This window comes from Dyella silvatica (genome assembly GCF_026283955.1).
Taxonomy (GTDB): domain Bacteria; phylum Pseudomonadota; class Gammaproteobacteria; order Xanthomonadales; family Rhodanobacteraceae; genus Dyella_C; species Dyella_C silvatica.
The window spans coordinates 14,808-29,954 of sequence record NZ_JAPDPE010000063.1 but is presented as its reverse complement, the minus strand read 5'-3'; the positions used below and the strand labels follow the sequence as shown (position 1 = coordinate 29,954).

Genomic DNA, 15,147 nt, shown 5'->3' with positions numbered 1-15,147 from the left:
GTCGAGGCCATGCGCCGCGCGCTGGGCTGATTCGGTTCGGCTTGACCGGGCTTTAGCGCCGAAGCGTTGAGCGCAGAAACAAAAATCCCGACGCAAGGTTAACTGCGTCGGGATAAGCGTCGCTAGGTAGACGCGTGAGGAGATCACACCATGGTCCAGCCTCCGCTCCGGCGATCGGCACCTTTCCTTGTGCGCCGACCGCATTCGCGCTTTCCACGGCAATGGATGCAGCGCCAGACCATGTTGCCTAAGACTGCGCAGAACCAGGTTGGTTCCCGCTGACGCCGTTGAGCGTTCATCGGTGCGGCTAGCCATACATATGTATAAGCTCCGGCCGAGGGTCTGGGTGCCAGCGTGGGTGCTGGTCGAGGCCGAATATCGTCGTAAAAAAGCCCCGCATTAAGCGGGGCAAGGAACGCACCAAGGGGGAGCTACGGGTTATCTCAGTTGCCTGGCAGGTGCCTGGTCGATTCGCCCCAGGCGGTCAGCGTGAATCCCTTCACACTGACCGCCGCCATGCCTTCCACGGCAGATTCAGGCTTTTCGAGTTCGGGTTTTCAATGCAGTCCGGCGAGGATCAGGCCCAGCAACAAGGAGCCCAGCGCCAGCGTCACCCGCAACGGTTCAAAGCTATACAGCTCGGCACTGGGGTCTTGGACATGGGTGGTGTCGGTCTTGCTCATCGACGGGTTCCGGCTGGGGGATGGGGCTATTTCACTCTCTATCCGGGCGGGGTAGCCGGCATGAAGCGGGCGATCGGGCGATGGCATCTGACAAAACGCGGGCAAATTCGCCGATTGGCTTGCGCAGAACGAAAGCGCAGAGCAACCTGCGCAGCTCTGCCATTGAAGGGATAAGCCATGGGCCGCAGTATCGCTATCGTCGAAGACGAGCCGTTGATCCGTGCCAACTACGTCGAGGCATTGAACCGCTTTGGTTATGACACCCGTGGCTATGGGTCGCGGCAGGAGGCTTCGACCGCATTTGCGATGCGCTTGCCGGAGCTGGTGATTATCGATATCGGGCTTGGCGATGAGCCGGAGGGCGGCTTTGATCTCTGCCGTGAGCTGCGCGCGAAGTCGTCGACGCTGCCAATTATTTTTCTCACGGCGCGCGATTCGGATTTCGACGTCATTTCAGGCCTGCGCCTGGGCGCGGACGATTACCTGAGCAAGGACACCAGCCTGCATCAGTTGGCGGCTCGCATTGCGGCGCTATTCCGTCGTATCGAGTCGCTCAAGGCGCCGGCTTCCAGCGAGACGGTGATCGGGCACGGTCCGCTCAAGCTCGAATCCGAACGCATGCGTATTACCTGGGCAGATGCCGAGATTCCGCTTACCGTCACTGAATTCTGGATGGTGCATACCTTGGTGCGTTTCCCTGGGCATGTGAAAAATCGCGACCAACTGATGCGCGAGGCTGAGCTGGTGGTGGACGACGCCACGATTACCTCGCATATCAAGCGTATCCGCAAAAAATTCATCGCCATTGCGCCGGAGTTCGATGCGATCGAAACCGTGCATGGTGTGGGGTACCGGTGGAAGCCGTGATGCGGCAGGCGCTTTTGCTGTGTGGCTTGTGGGTCGTGGCCGTATCCGTGCAAGCCGGCGACGCGGCCACGGGCGGTGGTGTGATCGTGTATGGCAAGGCCGACGGCAAGGCCCCGGGCTGGGCGATTTCTACCGCGTTGCCCAGTGGCTGGACACAGGATTGTTGCCAATATGCCGCGGCTATCGGCGTCAATCTGGTGCTGTATCGCGGCGAGTGGACGGGTGAGCCTGAGCGGGTGATGTTGCTCAATGTGTGGCCACAAAAGTTGGCTTCCCTGGATGCTGAGTGGCAAGACGACCAGAAGAGCTATTTGAAACGCGATCCGAAAGCCAAAGTGAGCACGTTTCCGGTGCACAACGGCGCAATGGCCTGCCATGGATTGTTGTTCCAAGGCAGCGATCACAAGGACGATGCGGTGGTGTTCTGCGACCCGGGCAAGGCCACCGGTGTGCGCTTGAGCTGGTCGATGACGCTGGCGGCGGCTGATCCGACGCGGCAGGATGTGCTGACGCTTTTCAGTCAGGTAGTGGAGCAGTCGCGTTATATGAAGTACGAGTCGAAGCCAGCCGCTCCCGCCAAGGCGAAGCATTGAATAATCGCCCCATTTCGCTCGCCGCTGCTGCCGCTGCCGTCCGATGAGCCTGCGCCGTAAATTACTGTTGGTTGCCCTTTGCACGCTGGCGCTGCCGGCGGCCGGTTGGCTGTATGTGCGGCAGATGGAAACCCTGTTGCGCGAAGGTCAGGCACAAGCCTTGACCGCTTCGGCGCGAGCCGTGGCGCGCAGTCTGGTGGTAGGGGGAGCCTTGCTGCCGACGGATCGTGACGGCTGGTATGTGCAGGAAACCCAGACCCCGATCACCGTTGATGGCTACGGCGACGACTGGGCGCCGCTGACTCCGTGGAGCCAGCCGTTAGGCAAGCGCGGCAAGCTGTTGCTGGCTGAGAACAAAGATTGGCTTTACCTCTATGTCGATGTGCGCAGTACCCACCGCACCCGTGCCGATGCGGGCGACGCGAATGCGCTGGCGGCCGATCATCTGATTCTCAACTTGGGCAAGGGCGGCGTGCAGCGTAGCTATCTGGTGGCCAGCGCGGCGCCGGGCATGGTGACGGCGCAACCCTTGGGGCCATCGGTAGCCGGCCTGCCGGATATGCTCACCGCGCAGTGGCAGGAGGACGGCAGCGGCTACCGCGTTGAATTGCGCCTGCCGCGTAGCCTGGGTCTGGAGCAGTTGGGCCTGGGCGTGCATGACGCTACCGTCAACGGGGAAGACCCGTTGACCGCGGAAACCCGTCCGTTGCTGAGTTATTCGACGGCGTTGTCGAAAGAGTTGGCCTTGCTGGCGCCGGACGATGTGCGCGCACGCGTGCTGGCGCCCCAGGGTTGGTTACTGGCACAAAGTGGGCGGCTGGGCACGACGCGTGGCGAGCAGCCGGGCTGGTTCGCGGCGTTGATTTACCGTTCGTTGCTGGCGACCCGTTTGGGTGACGCCAACCTGTGGGCCGACGATGTGCCGCGCCTTGAGCTGCCCGAAGTGCGTACGGCGGGCGAAGGCGTGCCAACCAGTGTCTGGCGCCAAGGCGAGGCGCGCGGCAGCGTGGTGCTGGCGGCCGCGGTACCGATTCAACGGCAGGGCCAGGTCGAGGGCGTGCTGCTGTTGGAACAGGCCAGCCGTGCAGTACCGCTGCTGGCTAACCGTGCTTTATTGGGATTGTTGTTGACCAGTTTCGGGGTGCTGCTGGTGGCGGGGGCGATCTTGCTGGCTTTCGCCACTCGCCTAAGCCTGCGCCTGGCTCGTTTGCGCGATGCCGCCGAACGGGCACAGGCCAACGACGGGCGCCTGGACGGGCCGATGATGATGGGCAAGTTCCCGATGACCGATGCAGAGGACGAGATCGGCGATCTTGCCCGCAGTTTCGAGCGCCTGTTCGAGGTGGTCGGAGGTTATACCGACTATTTGCGCACCTTGGCCTCCAAGCTGTCGCATGAGTTGAATACCCCGTTGGCGATCGTGAAATCCTCGCTGGACAATCTGGAGCACGCACTGCAAGAACGCGCGGCCCTGCCGCCCGAGGCACAGCCCTATCTGGCGCGGGCGCACGATGGCGTGGCCCGCTTGGGTGCGCTGGTGCGGGCGATGAGCGAGGCGAGCCGGATGGAGCGGTCGATTGCCGCCGCCGAGCCAGAGGATGTCGATCTGGTCGAGGTCGTGCGCGGCTGCACCGAGGCGTACCGGCCATTGGCTGGTACGCGACGCTTGAGTTGTGAGGTTCCGGCGCTGCCGGTGCATTTGCACTGCGCACCGGAGCTGATCGCCCAGGCCTTGGACAAGCTATTCGATAATGCCTTGTCGTTTACCCCGGAGAGCGGCTGGATGCGCTTGACCCTGCGCGTTCTCGATGACGGTGCGGAGATCGAGCTGGCCAATCAAGGCGCGCCGCTGCCGGCGGCGATGCAGGGGCGCTTGTTCGACTCGCTGGTCAGTTTGCGCGACAAGGCGACCCCCGGCGATGCACCGCACCTGGGGCTGGGGCTTTATGTGGTGCGGCTGGTGGCCGAGCGTCATGGCGGCAGCGCCGTGGCGCGCAATCTGGACGATGGCAGCGGCGTAGCGTTCAGCCTGCGCCTGCATGGGATGCCGCGGATGAGGCTGTCCGGCTAGGCGTGTGCGTTGCCTCCCATCTTTTCCGCGAACACGGGGCGGAGTCAGGCTCGCGCAAGCAGCTGCGTGAGAGGCTTGCCCTACAATGCGGCTTCCCGTTTGGTCACCGGATCCTTTTCACGTGATTTCCCAAGACGAATTTGACGCACTGGTTGCCAAGGGGCATACGCGTATCCCTTTAGTGCGCGAGGTGTTTTCTGACCTCGATACCCCGTTGTCGGTGTATCTGAAGTTAGCCGACGGCCCGTACACCTTTTTGTTCGAATCGGTGGAAGGGGGCGCGACTTGGGGGCGCTACTCGATCATCGGCCTGCCGGCCAAGCGGGTATATCGCCTGCGCGGACATGAACTGGAAGTGGAAGACGCAGGCGAGGTGGTCGAGCGCCGTCACCTTGACGACCCGCTCGAAGAGATCGAAAAGCTGCGTTTGCAATACGACGTGCCGCGCCTGCCGCAGCTGCCGGCCTTCAGTGGCGGTCTGGTCGGCTATTTCGGTTTCGAGACGATTGGCTACATCGAGCCGCGGCTAGCGAAATGGGACCGGCCCGATGAGCTGGGCACGCCGGATGTGTTGTTGATGCTGGCGGAGGAAATTGCCGTCTTCGACAATCTCAAAGGCCGGCTCTACCTGATTGTGCATGCCGACCCGTCGCAGCCGCAGGCCTATGCGCATGCGCAGCGCCGTCTGGATGCGCTGGTCTACCGTTTGCGCCAGGGCGGCGCGTCGTATCCGCAACTGACCCAGTCGGTGGCCTTGGACGAAGGCGATTTCAAATCCTCGTTCACCCGTGCGGAATTCGAGGCGATGGTCGAGCGGGCGAAGGAATACATCCGCGCCGGCGATATTTTCCAGGTGGTGCCTTCGCAGCGCTTAAGCGTGGGCTTCAATGCACGGCCGGTCGATGTATATCGCGCGTTGCGCGCACTGAATCCGTCGCCGTACATGTATTTCGTCGATCTTGGCGCAACACAGATCGTCGGCTCTTCACCGGAAATTCTCGCCCGCCTCAAGGACGGCAAAGTGGTGGTGCGGCCGCTCGCTGGCACGCGCAAGCGGGGCGCTACGGAAGAAGAAGATCAGGCGCTTGAGGCAGAGTTGCTGGCCGATCCGAAGGAGCGCGCCGAGCATGTGATGCTGATTGACCTGGGCCGTAATGACGTGGGCCGGATCAGCGAAACCGGCACGGTGGAAGTGAGCGAGTCTTTCGTGGTCGAGCGCTACTCGCATGTGATGCATATCGTGTCGCAGGTGCAGGGCACGTTCCGCCAGGGCCTGGGATATATGGACGTGCTCAAGGCGACCTTCCCGGCAGGCACGCTGAGCGGTGCGCCGAAAATCCGCGCGCTGGAAATCATTCAAGAGCTTGAGCCATACAAGCGCAATATCTATGCGGGTGCTATCGGCTGGATCGGCTGGTGGGGTGACGCCGATACGGCCATCGCGATCCGCACAGCGGTGATTCAGGACGGTCGTCTGCATGTGCAGGCAGGTGCCGGCATTGTTTATGACTCCGATCCCGCCGCGGAGTGGGAAGAGACTATGAATAAGGGACGGGCTCTGTTCCGTGCCGTAGCGCAGGCCGCCAAGGGGCTTTAGTGATTTCGCACAAGCTCAACTAGCTCATTGCGATCAAAGGGAATGGAAATGTCACGAAAGATCACCGCGCTATGAGGCGACCCCTAAGGCTGGCTCATCACGCCCTTGCCAAGCCCCTGCTGTTTGCGCGGCAGGTCGTGGCAAGCCGTCTGCTTTGGCCGTCGTTAATCGTTTGCCTGGGCACGGCTTGTTCGCCATCAGCCGATACCGCTTCATCCGGTCCGTCGCCGACGGCTTCAGTGGCGGCGCCGGTCGAAGACAGCCAGGTCTGGACTCCAACGGGTCTATGCGCGGATAGAGATCGCATCGAGATCAGCGGCCACACGGTGGCGGTCTCGCTGAAAGGACAACGCTACGAGTTCAGCAAACTCAATCGCAGCAAGCCGGATTTGATCCAGGTCACCGACAATCATCGCGATGACCGGCTCGCCTTCGTGCTGGCCACCGGGCGCGATGACAGCGATGGCGTGCTGTATTTCAACGCCGGCACCGGCAATGGTGGCGCCGAAGTGCGCGAGCTGGTGGGCATGCAGTTCAATCGTTGCGATTCGACCCCGGTCAATCCGCAGCAGGCGAGCAGTGCGCCGCCGCAACCGACGGGAGTGGTGCTGCATCAGGGCGATGTGTATGCCAACGATGGGCTGCAGCTGCAGTTACGCCCAGGGGTCTGGCGGCCGCTCGACGGCAATCGTTCAAGCAAGCTCAGCATGCTCGACAAGGGCGAGCGTTTTGAGTTTTCGATCGTCGATGAAAAGGGCGCGCCGACCGTCGTGGTGATCGATACGTCGAAGGTCTACGTATTTTTCAAGTCCGCGGCCGATGTGCTCGATGGTAAGTCGACGGAAGATCATTACTATCTTTTCGATCAGGCAAGCAAATCGCTGGTCGATCTGGTGACGGTTGTCGATAGCGCGTCGCGCCCAGTGATCAAGCTCGATTATGCGAAGGGTGTCTATCACTTCAATATGAGCGGTACCACACGTGGCCCGGCAGAAAAAACCGAGTCTGCCTTCACCAGGGATCTGCAGTTTTCATTTGGCCGTCACGGTGATTTGAAGATCGTCGGCAACAGCGATGACGATGAGCAGCCTGAAAAAGTCGATCCACTGAACAAACCGGTGCCGGACGATCGCGTAGTACAGGTATCGCCTTGCGATCGTGCGGGCGCACCGGCGACCTATGTAACGGTGGATAAAGACACGCCATTCAAGGTGGCCAAGGCACACGGTGTCGACGTGAACCTGCTAAGCCGGCTCAACCCTTCATCGAATGGCGGCTGGCCGGTGGGTACGGTGCTTGCATTGCCAATGCCGGGTGCTGGCGCGCCGTTATCCGAGCTGCGCGTTCAGCTCAATGACCTCGCTGGGCAGCATCAGTCTTTCGCCGCACTCAAGGTCCATGCCGGTGCCTGCGAGCGCGAAGTAACGACCGATGCGAATGGCATGACGCCCACGATGTTGATCGGCGGTATCAATGAAGCCTTGAGTTTCGAATATCGCCTGCCGGATGGCAGTTATGTCTCGGCGGAAGGGGCGAATGGCAAGGTCGCGCCGATCGGTAACTGGAGCGTGGATTTGTCATCGCGCGTTATGCAGCTACAGCCGATGGCGGGCGACGAGCCGTATCGGGCGGGCGAGGCGAGTCCGTTTCCCTTTTGCCCGGGCTGCACTCCGGATGGCCTGGCCAAGGACCCGGCGTTGGCCGCGGGGCTGGCTGGGCAGAAATTTGTGCTGCCGCGTTTCAATGACTTGCTTGGAAAAGATGCCAAGGCCTGGGTTTATCGTCGAGGCGATGCCGGCTTGGAATGGTCAGGTTCGATCCGGGATCCACGCATGACGGCGTTGTTGAACACGGCAACCACCGATCGATACAAGGTGTTCGTAGGTTTCGACGGTTGGTCGGCGGCGTTTGACGAGATCAAAGATGAAAGCGATGCGGCAACAGGTGACCCAAATGATGCGGAAGCTGAGTGAAATATCTTTTATCCGGTATGGTTTGGTGGCGTTGCCGATGCTTTGCTCATTGACGGCACTCGCTCGCGAGCCAGCGCCCCAGCCGTGGCCCGATGATTCGTTCAGCCGTCTAAAAGCGTTGGCCTTGCTGCAGTCGCTAAATGCAGATCTACTCAGCCACCCCAGCGCCACAGTCACGCTGGAGCGCTGGTGCGGCACGCACAAGCTGGCGTCGGAGGCGAAGATTGTTGCTCATCGCATCAAAGGCGATGACAAGCCGTTGCCTGAAGGTGCGCGGGAACAGTTGGGCATCCATGCCGATGAGCCTGTGCGTTATCGACGCGTGCAACTGGCCTGCGGCGACCGCGTGCTTTCCGAGGCTGACAACTGGTATGTGCCCGCGCGATTAACCGATGAAATGAATCGCCAGCTGGATCAGTCGGACGTGCCGTTCGGCCGTGTTGTGCAGGCACTGAAATTTCGCCGTCAGACCTTGTCCGCCGAATTGCTCTGGTTGCCTCTGCCAGACGGTTGGGAAATGAGCGGCCACTTGCCGCCTGCGACCGGAAAAGCCTTGGCCATTCCGGCACAGGTGCTGCGGCATCGGGCGTTGCTGTATACCCAGGACAATCAGCCCTTCAGCCTGGTGGTCGAGACCTATACCTCCGAAGTGCTGGCCTTCGAGCCAGAGCACGTCAGCCTTCCATAGGCGGCATGTTCGATGCCCCGGATGCATCAAGCCTGATGGGCGCTTGATGCACTCCGTGCCAGTAGCTTCGCTGCCGTGCACTTGTCGACATAAATTGTCCTGCGTGTGCGGATCGCCATGGCCGCGCTAGCCATCCATATCGTCGACCGTGCGCACAATGCTGGTGTCGATACACATCACGCAACGGTGTGAGGCTCCATGCTTGGTCAGCGACATTTGACGCTGTACGCGGTGAGCTCAATCCTGATGTGCAGGTTTTGCATGTCTTTCGTTTTTTTGCTTTATGCCTTTTATTTATATCGCCCCTGTCCGTGGCACTGAAAAAATACGGCTACAGTCATGCGGAATCGGCCGCTAGAATGCCTGGCTCTAGACACGTGGCGGTTAGATGTCGGTGTCGGGGGTATTTATGGGAGGCGTTAATCATTATGCCGCCCCGTTAAACTGTATATAAATCAAAAGGTTAATGCCTTTATGCTGCTCATGATCGACAACTACGACAGCTTCACCTTCAACCTCGTGCAGTACCTCGGCGAGCTGGGGCAGGAGGTGAAAGTCGTGCGTAACGATGCTTTGGATGTGGCGGGCATTCGCGCGCTGCGACCTTCGCACATCATGATTTCACCGGGGCCGGGCACGCCGGACGATGCCGGTGTGTCGCTGAATGTGTTACGTGAGTTGGCAGGGGATATCCCGGTGTTCGGCGTCTGTCTGGGGCATCAAGCCATTGGGCAGGCGTTTGGTGGCAAGGTGATTCGTGCCAAACAGATCATGCACGGCAAAACCTCGCTAGTGCATCACCGTGGCCAGGGTGTGTTCGCGGGATTGCCGAATCCGTTCGAGGCGACGCGCTATCACTCGCTGGTGGTGGAGCAAGGTTCCTTGCCCGATTGCCTTGAGGTGACGGCCTGGACCGAAAACCCCGATGGTTCGATCGACGAAATCATGGGGCTGCGGCATAAGGCGTTGGCGATCGAGGGCGTGCAGTTTCATCCCGAGTCGATTCTTACCCAGCATGGTCACGATTTGCTGCGCAATTTTCTGGGTCAACCGTTGAAGCTTGCGGCATGAGTCCGCTGCAGCATGGCGCGCCGATCACGCCACAAGAGGCCTTGCAGCGCACGATTGAGCATCGCGAAATATTTCACGATGAAATGATCACCTTGATGCGGCAAATCATGCGTGGCGATGTAAGTCCATTGATGACGGCCGCGATCATCACCGGCTTGCGTGTCAAGAAAGAAACCATCGGCGAAATCACCGGTGCGGCACGGGTGATGCGTGAGCTGTCGGCCAAAGTCGATGCGCCGCCGCACGATCATTTCATCGACATCGTCGGTACCGGCGGCGATGGCGCATCGACCTTCAATATTTCGACGGCATCGATGTTTGTCGCCGCTGCCGCGGGCGCGCGCGTGGCCAAGCACGGCGGCCGCAGTGTCTCGTCCAAATCGGGCAGCGCGGATGTGCTGGAGGCGCTTGGTGGCCGGATTGATCTGGCGCCGGCTCAGGTGGCGCAATGTATGGCCGAGACCGATATCGGTTTCATGTTCGCGCCAAATCATCACCCGGCGATGAAAGTCGTTGCGCCGGTGCGCAAGGAAATGGGCGTACGTACGCTGTTCAATATTCTCGGCCCACTGACGAATCCTGCGGGCGCGCCGAATATTCTGATGGGCGTCTTTCACCCCGATCTCGTCGGTATCCAGGTGCGTGTGCTGCAGGCCCTGGGCGCCAGGCACGCGCTGGTGGTGTGGGGGCGCGATGGCATGGACGAGATTTCGTTGGGCGCGGCCACCCTGGTCGGCGAGCTGCGTGATGGCGAGGTGCGTGAATATGAGGTGGAGCCGGAGGATTTTGGCCTGGCCATGGCATCCAGCCGCAATTTGCGCGTAGAGAATGCCGAGGAGTCCCGCGCCATGTTGCTGGATGCGCTCAATGGACGTCCTGGCGTGCCGCATGATGTGGTATGTCTGAATGCAGGGGCGGCGCTGTATGCGGCCGACGTAAGCGATTCCATCGGTGCGGGCATCGAATTGGCGCGCGCAACCATTGCCAGCGGCGCCGCTCGTGCAAAAATAGAGGCTTTCGTGGCGGCTACTCAGCGACTCGCTGCTTTGTAATCTCTCATGCGCACTCGATGCGCTCCAACATTGAGCACTGGACATCATGGCTGACATCCTCTCTCGCATCCTGACGCGCAAGACGGAAGAAATCGCCGAGCGCAGCGCCAAACTTTCGCTGGCTGACTTATCCGCCCGGGTCGCCGATATGCCGGATACGCGCGGCTTTGCCGCGGCGATCGAAGCGAAGATCGATGCCGGCCTGCCTGCTGTCATCGCCGAGGTGAAGAAGGCAAGTCCCAGCAAGGGCGTGATTCGCGCCGACTTCGACCCGGCAGCGATTGCGCGCAGCTACGAGGCCGGTGGCGCGGCTTGTCTTTCGGTGCTGACCGATCGCGATTTTTTCCAGGGTAGCGAGGATTTCCTGAAGCAGGCGCGCGAGGCATGTGCATTGCCGGTGCTGCGCAAGGATTTCGTGATTGACCCTTATCAGGTCTATGAGGCGCGGGTGATTGGCGCCGATTGCATTTTGCTGATTGTCGCCGCGCTCGGCGACGCGGCCTTGCTGGAGCTGTCGATGCTGGCGGCCGAGCTGGATCTCGATGTGCTGTGCGAAGTGCACGATGCCGAAGAGCTGGAGCGTGCATTGGCGCTACCGGTGCCGTTGATCGGCGTGAATAACCGTAACTTGCGCACTTTCAAAACCTCGCTGGATACCTCGCTCGAGCTGCAAGAGCTGATGGAATACAACCGCATTCTGGTCAGTGAGTCGGGCATTCACTCGCCCGAGGATGTGGCCCTGTTGCGCGACGCCGGTATCAATGCTTTCCTGGTGGGCGAGGCATTTATGCGTGCACCTGATCCCGGACAGGAGCTGAAGCGGCTCTTCGCTGCGCAGTAAGCTCATGGATGTCAGTGAAACAGGAGTGCTGTCGGTGACGGCAGATAGGCCCGCTGTCGCCGCACGGACGGTGCTGTTCGATTTCGACGGCGTATTGATCCATGGCGATGCGTTCACGCTGTTCATGCGTGATCGCTATGCGCGCTCATGGCCGTACAAGCTGCTGGCTCTGCTGGCGTCGCCATGGCTGCTGCTGCGATTGCCGTTTTCATGGCGGTTGTCGCTGCGTAGCCTGGTCCATATCGGTTTGCTTGGGCTCAACGAGGCGCGTTATGCGGTCGCGGCGCAGGCCTTTGCAAAGACCCTGGTCAGCCGACCCCGGCAATTCAGCCGGGATGGCTTGCTGGCCTTGCGAAGGCACCAGGCAGCGGGTGATCGGGTCATCGTGGTGACTGGCTGCGAGCGGACCCTGGTCACCAGCGTGCTTGAGCAACTGGGTTTGCGCGAGGTGCAGGTGCTTGCCTCGCAACTCAAGCCGGGCCTGCTGGGCATGGGGTCGAGGCATGGCAGCTCGCCTACTCGGATTCCCTGATGGACGTGCCCATGCTCAAGCCCGCTGCCGAGGCGGTGTTGGTCAATGGCACGCCTGCGCTGTGCAAAAAAACTCGAGCGCGCGCTTGGGCGCAGCGTGACGCGGGTCGAGTGGTTTTGAGTCGTCAGGCGCGCCGGCTCAGCATGCTTCCTGGAGCGTAAACATGGGCATGAAAGAAGGCCCGCCGTGCTTGGCGGACCTTCTTTATGGTGCCTTATGACGGCACTTGCATCGGCTTATTCGAGCAATTACGTTAGTGCTAACGCAATTATGGAGGCCGCCTCGCATGTACCTGTCTTCTCTGGCTGAATTGGCGTTTGGTAGCCGGCTGAAAGCGCTTAGCGATTATTTCTATACCGCCGCCGACGAGGTTTATCGGGGCTGTGGCGCGCAGATCGAGTCGCGCTGGTTTCCGGTATTGCGCTATCTGTGGGAGAACGGGCCGACCACGGTAAGTGAGGTGGCGATGGCTATCGGCCAAACCCATTCGGCGGTGAGCCAGTTGACCGACAAACTGGTGCGTGCCGGCATGGTGCGGCGGCGGCGCGATGCCGAGGATGGCCGCCGTAGCGTGTTGGCGCTCACCGACAAGGCAAGAGATTCGCTAGGCGCCCTCGGGCCCATCTGGTGTTCGATTCGACGAGGGGTGGCGTCATCGCTGGGGGCGGAGGGCAAGGCATTGCTGGCGGCCATGGCGGCTTGCGAAAAGGCCTTGCAAGAGCGGCCGCTCGCCGCTGCCGTCATGGTCGAGCATGCGGCCTTGGTGGCTGCCCCTTTGGAAATCGTGCCTTATGAGCCCGCCTTGCGGGAGCACTTCTACCGGTTGAACTCGCAGTGGCTGGAGCGTGATTTCAAACTGGAAGATATCGACCGCGCCATGTTGAGTGACCCAGAGCGTTATGTGCTGCAGCCAGGCGGGGCGATCTTTTTTGCGCGGCTAGGTGGCGAGCTGATCGGCACCTGCGCCCTGTTGTGTGAGTCGGCGGGTGTTTACGAATTATCCAAGATGGGCGTGGACGAAACATTTCGTGGGCTGGGTGCCGGCCGACGGCTTCTGGACACAGCTATCGGTGAATTTCATCGTCGCCAGGGCGAGCACTTGTTCCTGGAGTCCAACAGCAAGCTGAAGACGGCGTTGCGCATGTATGAGCAGGCCGGCTTTGTGCTGCAGCCGGCGACACGTCTGGGCTCGCACTATGAGCGCGCCGATGTGTACATGATTTATCAGCCGGGGGCTGGGGCGGCTCGGGGCAAAAAAGCGGTTCGCAAGCGCCAGGCCCGAGCGACGCGCACAAGCCAAGAGGTGTGAGGCTGCGCCTCCCCGCCTGGGCGGGGAGGCGCGATTCGTCGATTAACGCGTGCCGCGCACCACGATGGTTTTGCCGGCGACATCGATCATGCGCTGCTCTTCCAGCTGTTTGAGTACGCGGCCGACCATTTCACGCGAACAGCCCACGATACGGCTCACTTCCTGGCGAGAGATGCGGATCTGCGTGCCGTCGGGGTGGCTCATCGAGTCTGGCTCTTGGCACAGATCGAGCAAGGTGCGCGAAATGCGATTGGTGACGTCCATGAAGGCCATTCGGCTGACCTGGCGCGACGTGCGCAGCAGACGATGGGTGAGCTGTGCGCCGATGGCGCAGAGAATTTTCGGGCATTCCTCGCGCAATGGCCCTTCCATCAGCTGGAACAGCCGCTCGTAGCTGATTTCTGCCATTTCACAAGGGGTGCGGGTGCGGACGACCGACTCGCGTTGAGCCTGCTCCACGAACAGCCCCATTTCGCCGATGAATTGCCCGCGGCTGAGATAGGCCAGGATCAGTTCGCGCCCTTGCTCGTCCTCGGTGCATACCGCCAGCGAGCCTTCGATGATGTAATAAAGCGTGTTGGCCGGATCGCCCGGTCGGATGATGGCGGTTTTGCCCGGATAGCGGCGGCGGTGACAAAGCGCAAGAAAACGCTCCATCGATGCCGGGTCAGGGGCAAATCCGGCAGGTGCCTGGGAACGTTCAAATGCTTGTTGTAGTTGGTATTTGAGTTGCGCCACGTGCTGCCCCGAAGAAGTAGGTTCAAGTACCGCAGGATCGGCGTCATCGCGCCTAAATAGTCCCCCGCAGCATTATGACAAACTAAAAATGCGCGTCTACCGCAGGTTCAGTTTTTCAGACTTTTGTCGCATACTTAACGGTCTTTCCGGCGTGACACCTTTGTCACTGCCCGGTAACAAGGGTCGCGGAGGCTTCGTTCTTACGCGTCGTACTATGCAGCGGGGACCCTTGTAGCTAACCCGCCCTCTACTGCTGGCCGCATTAGGTCATGGAGAGTCGTTGTGGTGAAACCCCTTCCGCGCTTGCGTTTGCAAGGCTTCAATAACCTTACCAAAGCCTTGAGCTTTAATATCTACGATATCTGCTATGCAGTGTCGGAAGAACAGCGCCAGCGCTACATCGAGTACATCGATGAGCAGTATGACGCCGATCGTCTGACCCAGATTCTCACCGATGTAGCAGAAATCATCGGCGCGAACATCCTCAATATCGCACGTCAGGACTACGATCCGCAGGGTGCCTCGGTCACTATTCTCATTTCTGAGGAGCCGGTGGTCGAAAAACTCGGTCGCGACACCATTTCCGGTGCCGTGGTGGCGCATATGGACAAAAGCCACATCACCGTCCATACCTACCCTGAGACGCATCCGCACAACGGCATCGCGACCTTCCGCGCGGATATCGACGTGGCCACCTGTGGCGTGATCTCGCCGCTGAAGGCGTTGAACTACCTGATCGACAGTTTCGAGTCAGATATCGTGATCGCGGATTACCGCGTACGCGGCTTTACCCGTGACGTGAAGGGCAAGAAGCACTTCATCGACCACAAGATCAACTCGGTGCAGGACTACCTGGCGCGGCATATCCGCCAGAAGTACGAGATGTTCGACGTCAACGTGTATCAAGAGAACATGTTCCACACGAAGATGCACATCAAAGACTTCGACCTGGATACTTACCTGTTCGAAGCGCACGCCGACGACCTTTCGTTCAAGGAGCGCCAGCGCATCGAGTCGCTGCTGCGCCGCGAGATCGAAGAGCTGTTCCACGGCCGCAACCTGATGTGATGGATAAAAAAGCCGCCGAAAGGCGGTTTTTTTATGGCCCTGCCCAAGATGGCTTAGCCGTGGG

14 protein-coding genes are annotated in these 15,147 nt (G+C 60.5%); 12 read left to right on the top strand and 2 right to left on the bottom strand.

Going from position 1 to position 15,147, the window contains the following annotated elements; translation table 11 throughout:
• Window positions 1-557: 557 nt before the first annotated feature.
• On the bottom strand, window positions 558-683 hold the full coding sequence (locus OUZ52_RS13420) for a hypothetical protein (protein WP_266158909.1): 126 nt from the start codon (window positions 681-683) through the stop codon (window positions 558-560).
• Window positions 684-860: 177 nt separating this feature from the next.
• On the opposite strand from OUZ52_RS13420, the gene pdsR reads away from it, so the two are divergent.
• The 11 genes from pdsR to OUZ52_RS13365 all read left to right on the top strand — a co-directional run bounded on the left by pdsR (window position 861) and on the right by OUZ52_RS13365 (window position 13,277).
• Window positions 861-1,550, top strand: a complete 690-nt coding sequence (gene pdsR / locus OUZ52_RS13415; RefSeq protein WP_266158908.1) for a proteobacterial dedicated sortase system response regulator — start codon at window positions 861-863, stop codon at window positions 1,548-1,550.
• Window positions 1,550-2,143, top strand: coding sequence for a hypothetical protein (locus OUZ52_RS13410; protein ID WP_266158907.1), 594 nt, complete (start codon window positions 1,550-1,552; stop codon window positions 2,141-2,143). Before pdsR ends, OUZ52_RS13410 begins: the two co-directional genes overlap by 1 nt.
• Window positions 2,144-2,186: 43 nt before the next feature.
• Window positions 2,187-4,214 (top strand): ATP-binding protein, encoded by a 2,028-nt coding sequence (locus OUZ52_RS13405; RefSeq protein WP_266158906.1) that lies wholly within the window; start codon window positions 2,187-2,189, stop codon window positions 4,212-4,214.
• 121 nt (window positions 4,215-4,335) lie between these two features.
• A complete protein-coding gene (gene trpE / locus OUZ52_RS13400; RefSeq protein ID WP_266158905.1) occupies window positions 4,336-5,811 on the top strand; it encodes an anthranilate synthase component I in 1,476 nt (491 codons plus the stop codon).
• Between the two features lie 71 nt (window positions 5,812-5,882).
• Window positions 5,883-7,784: a hypothetical protein gene (locus OUZ52_RS13395; RefSeq protein ID WP_266158904.1), complete on the top strand. Its 1,902-nt coding sequence runs from the start codon at window positions 5,883-5,885 to the stop codon at window positions 7,782-7,784.
• Window positions 7,765-8,472 carry a hypothetical protein gene (locus tag OUZ52_RS13390; RefSeq protein WP_266158903.1) on the top strand — a complete coding sequence of 236 codons (708 nt, stop codon included), beginning with the start codon at window positions 7,765-7,767 and terminating at the stop codon, window positions 8,470-8,472. Before OUZ52_RS13395 ends, OUZ52_RS13390 begins: the two co-directional genes overlap by 20 nt.
• Before the next feature lie 474 nt (window positions 8,473-8,946).
• Window positions 8,947-9,543: an anthranilate synthase component II gene (locus OUZ52_RS13385; RefSeq protein WP_266158902.1), complete on the top strand. Its 597-nt coding sequence runs from the start codon at window positions 8,947-8,949 to the stop codon at window positions 9,541-9,543.
• Window positions 9,540-10,595: an anthranilate phosphoribosyltransferase gene (gene trpD, locus OUZ52_RS13380; RefSeq protein ID WP_266158901.1), complete on the top strand. Its 1,056-nt coding sequence runs from the start codon at window positions 9,540-9,542 to the stop codon at window positions 10,593-10,595. Before OUZ52_RS13385 ends, trpD begins: the two co-directional genes overlap by 4 nt.
• A gap of 46 nt (window positions 10,596-10,641) precedes the next feature.
• On the top strand, window positions 10,642-11,436 hold the full coding sequence (gene trpC, locus OUZ52_RS13375; RefSeq protein WP_266158900.1) for an indole-3-glycerol phosphate synthase TrpC: 795 nt from the start codon (window positions 10,642-10,644) through the stop codon (window positions 11,434-11,436).
• A 4-nt stretch (window positions 11,437-11,440) separates the two neighbouring features.
• Window positions 11,441-11,968 carry an HAD family hydrolase gene (locus OUZ52_RS13370; RefSeq protein ID WP_323135347.1) on the top strand — a complete coding sequence of 176 codons (528 nt, stop codon included), beginning with the start codon at window positions 11,441-11,443 and terminating at the stop codon, window positions 11,966-11,968.
• A gap of 286 nt (window positions 11,969-12,254) precedes the next feature.
• A complete protein-coding gene (locus OUZ52_RS13365) occupies window positions 12,255-13,277 on the top strand; it encodes a bifunctional helix-turn-helix transcriptional regulator/GNAT family N-acetyltransferase (protein ID WP_266158899.1) in 1,023 nt (340 codons plus the stop codon).
• A gap of 42 nt (window positions 13,278-13,319) precedes the next feature.
• On the opposite strand, the gene crp is transcribed toward OUZ52_RS13365, so the two are convergent.
• Window positions 13,320-14,015, bottom strand: coding sequence for a cAMP-activated global transcriptional regulator CRP (gene crp, locus OUZ52_RS13360; RefSeq protein WP_266158898.1), 696 nt, complete (start codon window positions 14,013-14,015; stop codon window positions 13,320-13,322).
• Between the two features lie 282 nt (window positions 14,016-14,297).
• Between crp and speD the strand changes: the two genes are divergently transcribed.
• On the top strand, window positions 14,298-15,083 hold the full coding sequence (gene speD, locus OUZ52_RS13355) for an adenosylmethionine decarboxylase (RefSeq protein WP_049622792.1): 786 nt from the start codon (window positions 14,298-14,300) through the stop codon (window positions 15,081-15,083).
• The last annotated feature ends 64 nt before the right edge of the window (window positions 15,084-15,147 follow it).

Bases quoted from the DNA above. Each gene is read 5' to 3' on its own strand.
- OUZ52_RS13410 (WP_266158907.1), top strand. From the start codon at position 1,550: ATGCGGCAGGCGCTTTTGCTGTGTGGCTTGTGGGTCGTGGCCGTATCC.
- trpC (WP_266158900.1), top strand. From the start codon at position 10,642: ATGGCTGACATCCTCTCTCGCATCCTGACGCGCAAGACGGAAGAAATC.
- OUZ52_RS13420 (WP_266158909.1), bottom strand. From the start codon at position 683: ATGAGCAAGACCGACACCACCCATGTCCAAGACCCCAGTGCCGAGCTG.
- OUZ52_RS13390 (WP_266158903.1), top strand. From the start codon at position 7,765: ATGATGCGGAAGCTGAGTGAAATATCTTTTATCCGGTATGGTTTGGTG.
- OUZ52_RS13395 (WP_266158904.1), top strand. From the start codon at position 5,883: ATGAGGCGACCCCTAAGGCTGGCTCATCACGCCCTTGCCAAGCCCCTG.
- OUZ52_RS13405 (WP_266158906.1), top strand. From the start codon at position 2,187: ATGAGCCTGCGCCGTAAATTACTGTTGGTTGCCCTTTGCACGCTGGCG.
- OUZ52_RS13365 (WP_266158899.1), top strand. From the start codon at position 12,255: ATGTACCTGTCTTCTCTGGCTGAATTGGCGTTTGGTAGCCGGCTGAAA.
- OUZ52_RS13385 (WP_266158902.1), top strand. From the start codon at position 8,947: ATGCTGCTCATGATCGACAACTACGACAGCTTCACCTTCAACCTCGTG.
- trpD (WP_266158901.1), top strand. From the start codon at position 9,540: ATGAGTCCGCTGCAGCATGGCGCGCCGATCACGCCACAAGAGGCCTTG.
- pdsR (WP_266158908.1), top strand. From the start codon at position 861: ATGGGCCGCAGTATCGCTATCGTCGAAGACGAGCCGTTGATCCGTGCC.
- OUZ52_RS13370 (WP_323135347.1), top strand. From the start codon at position 11,441: ATGGATGTCAGTGAAACAGGAGTGCTGTCGGTGACGGCAGATAGGCCC.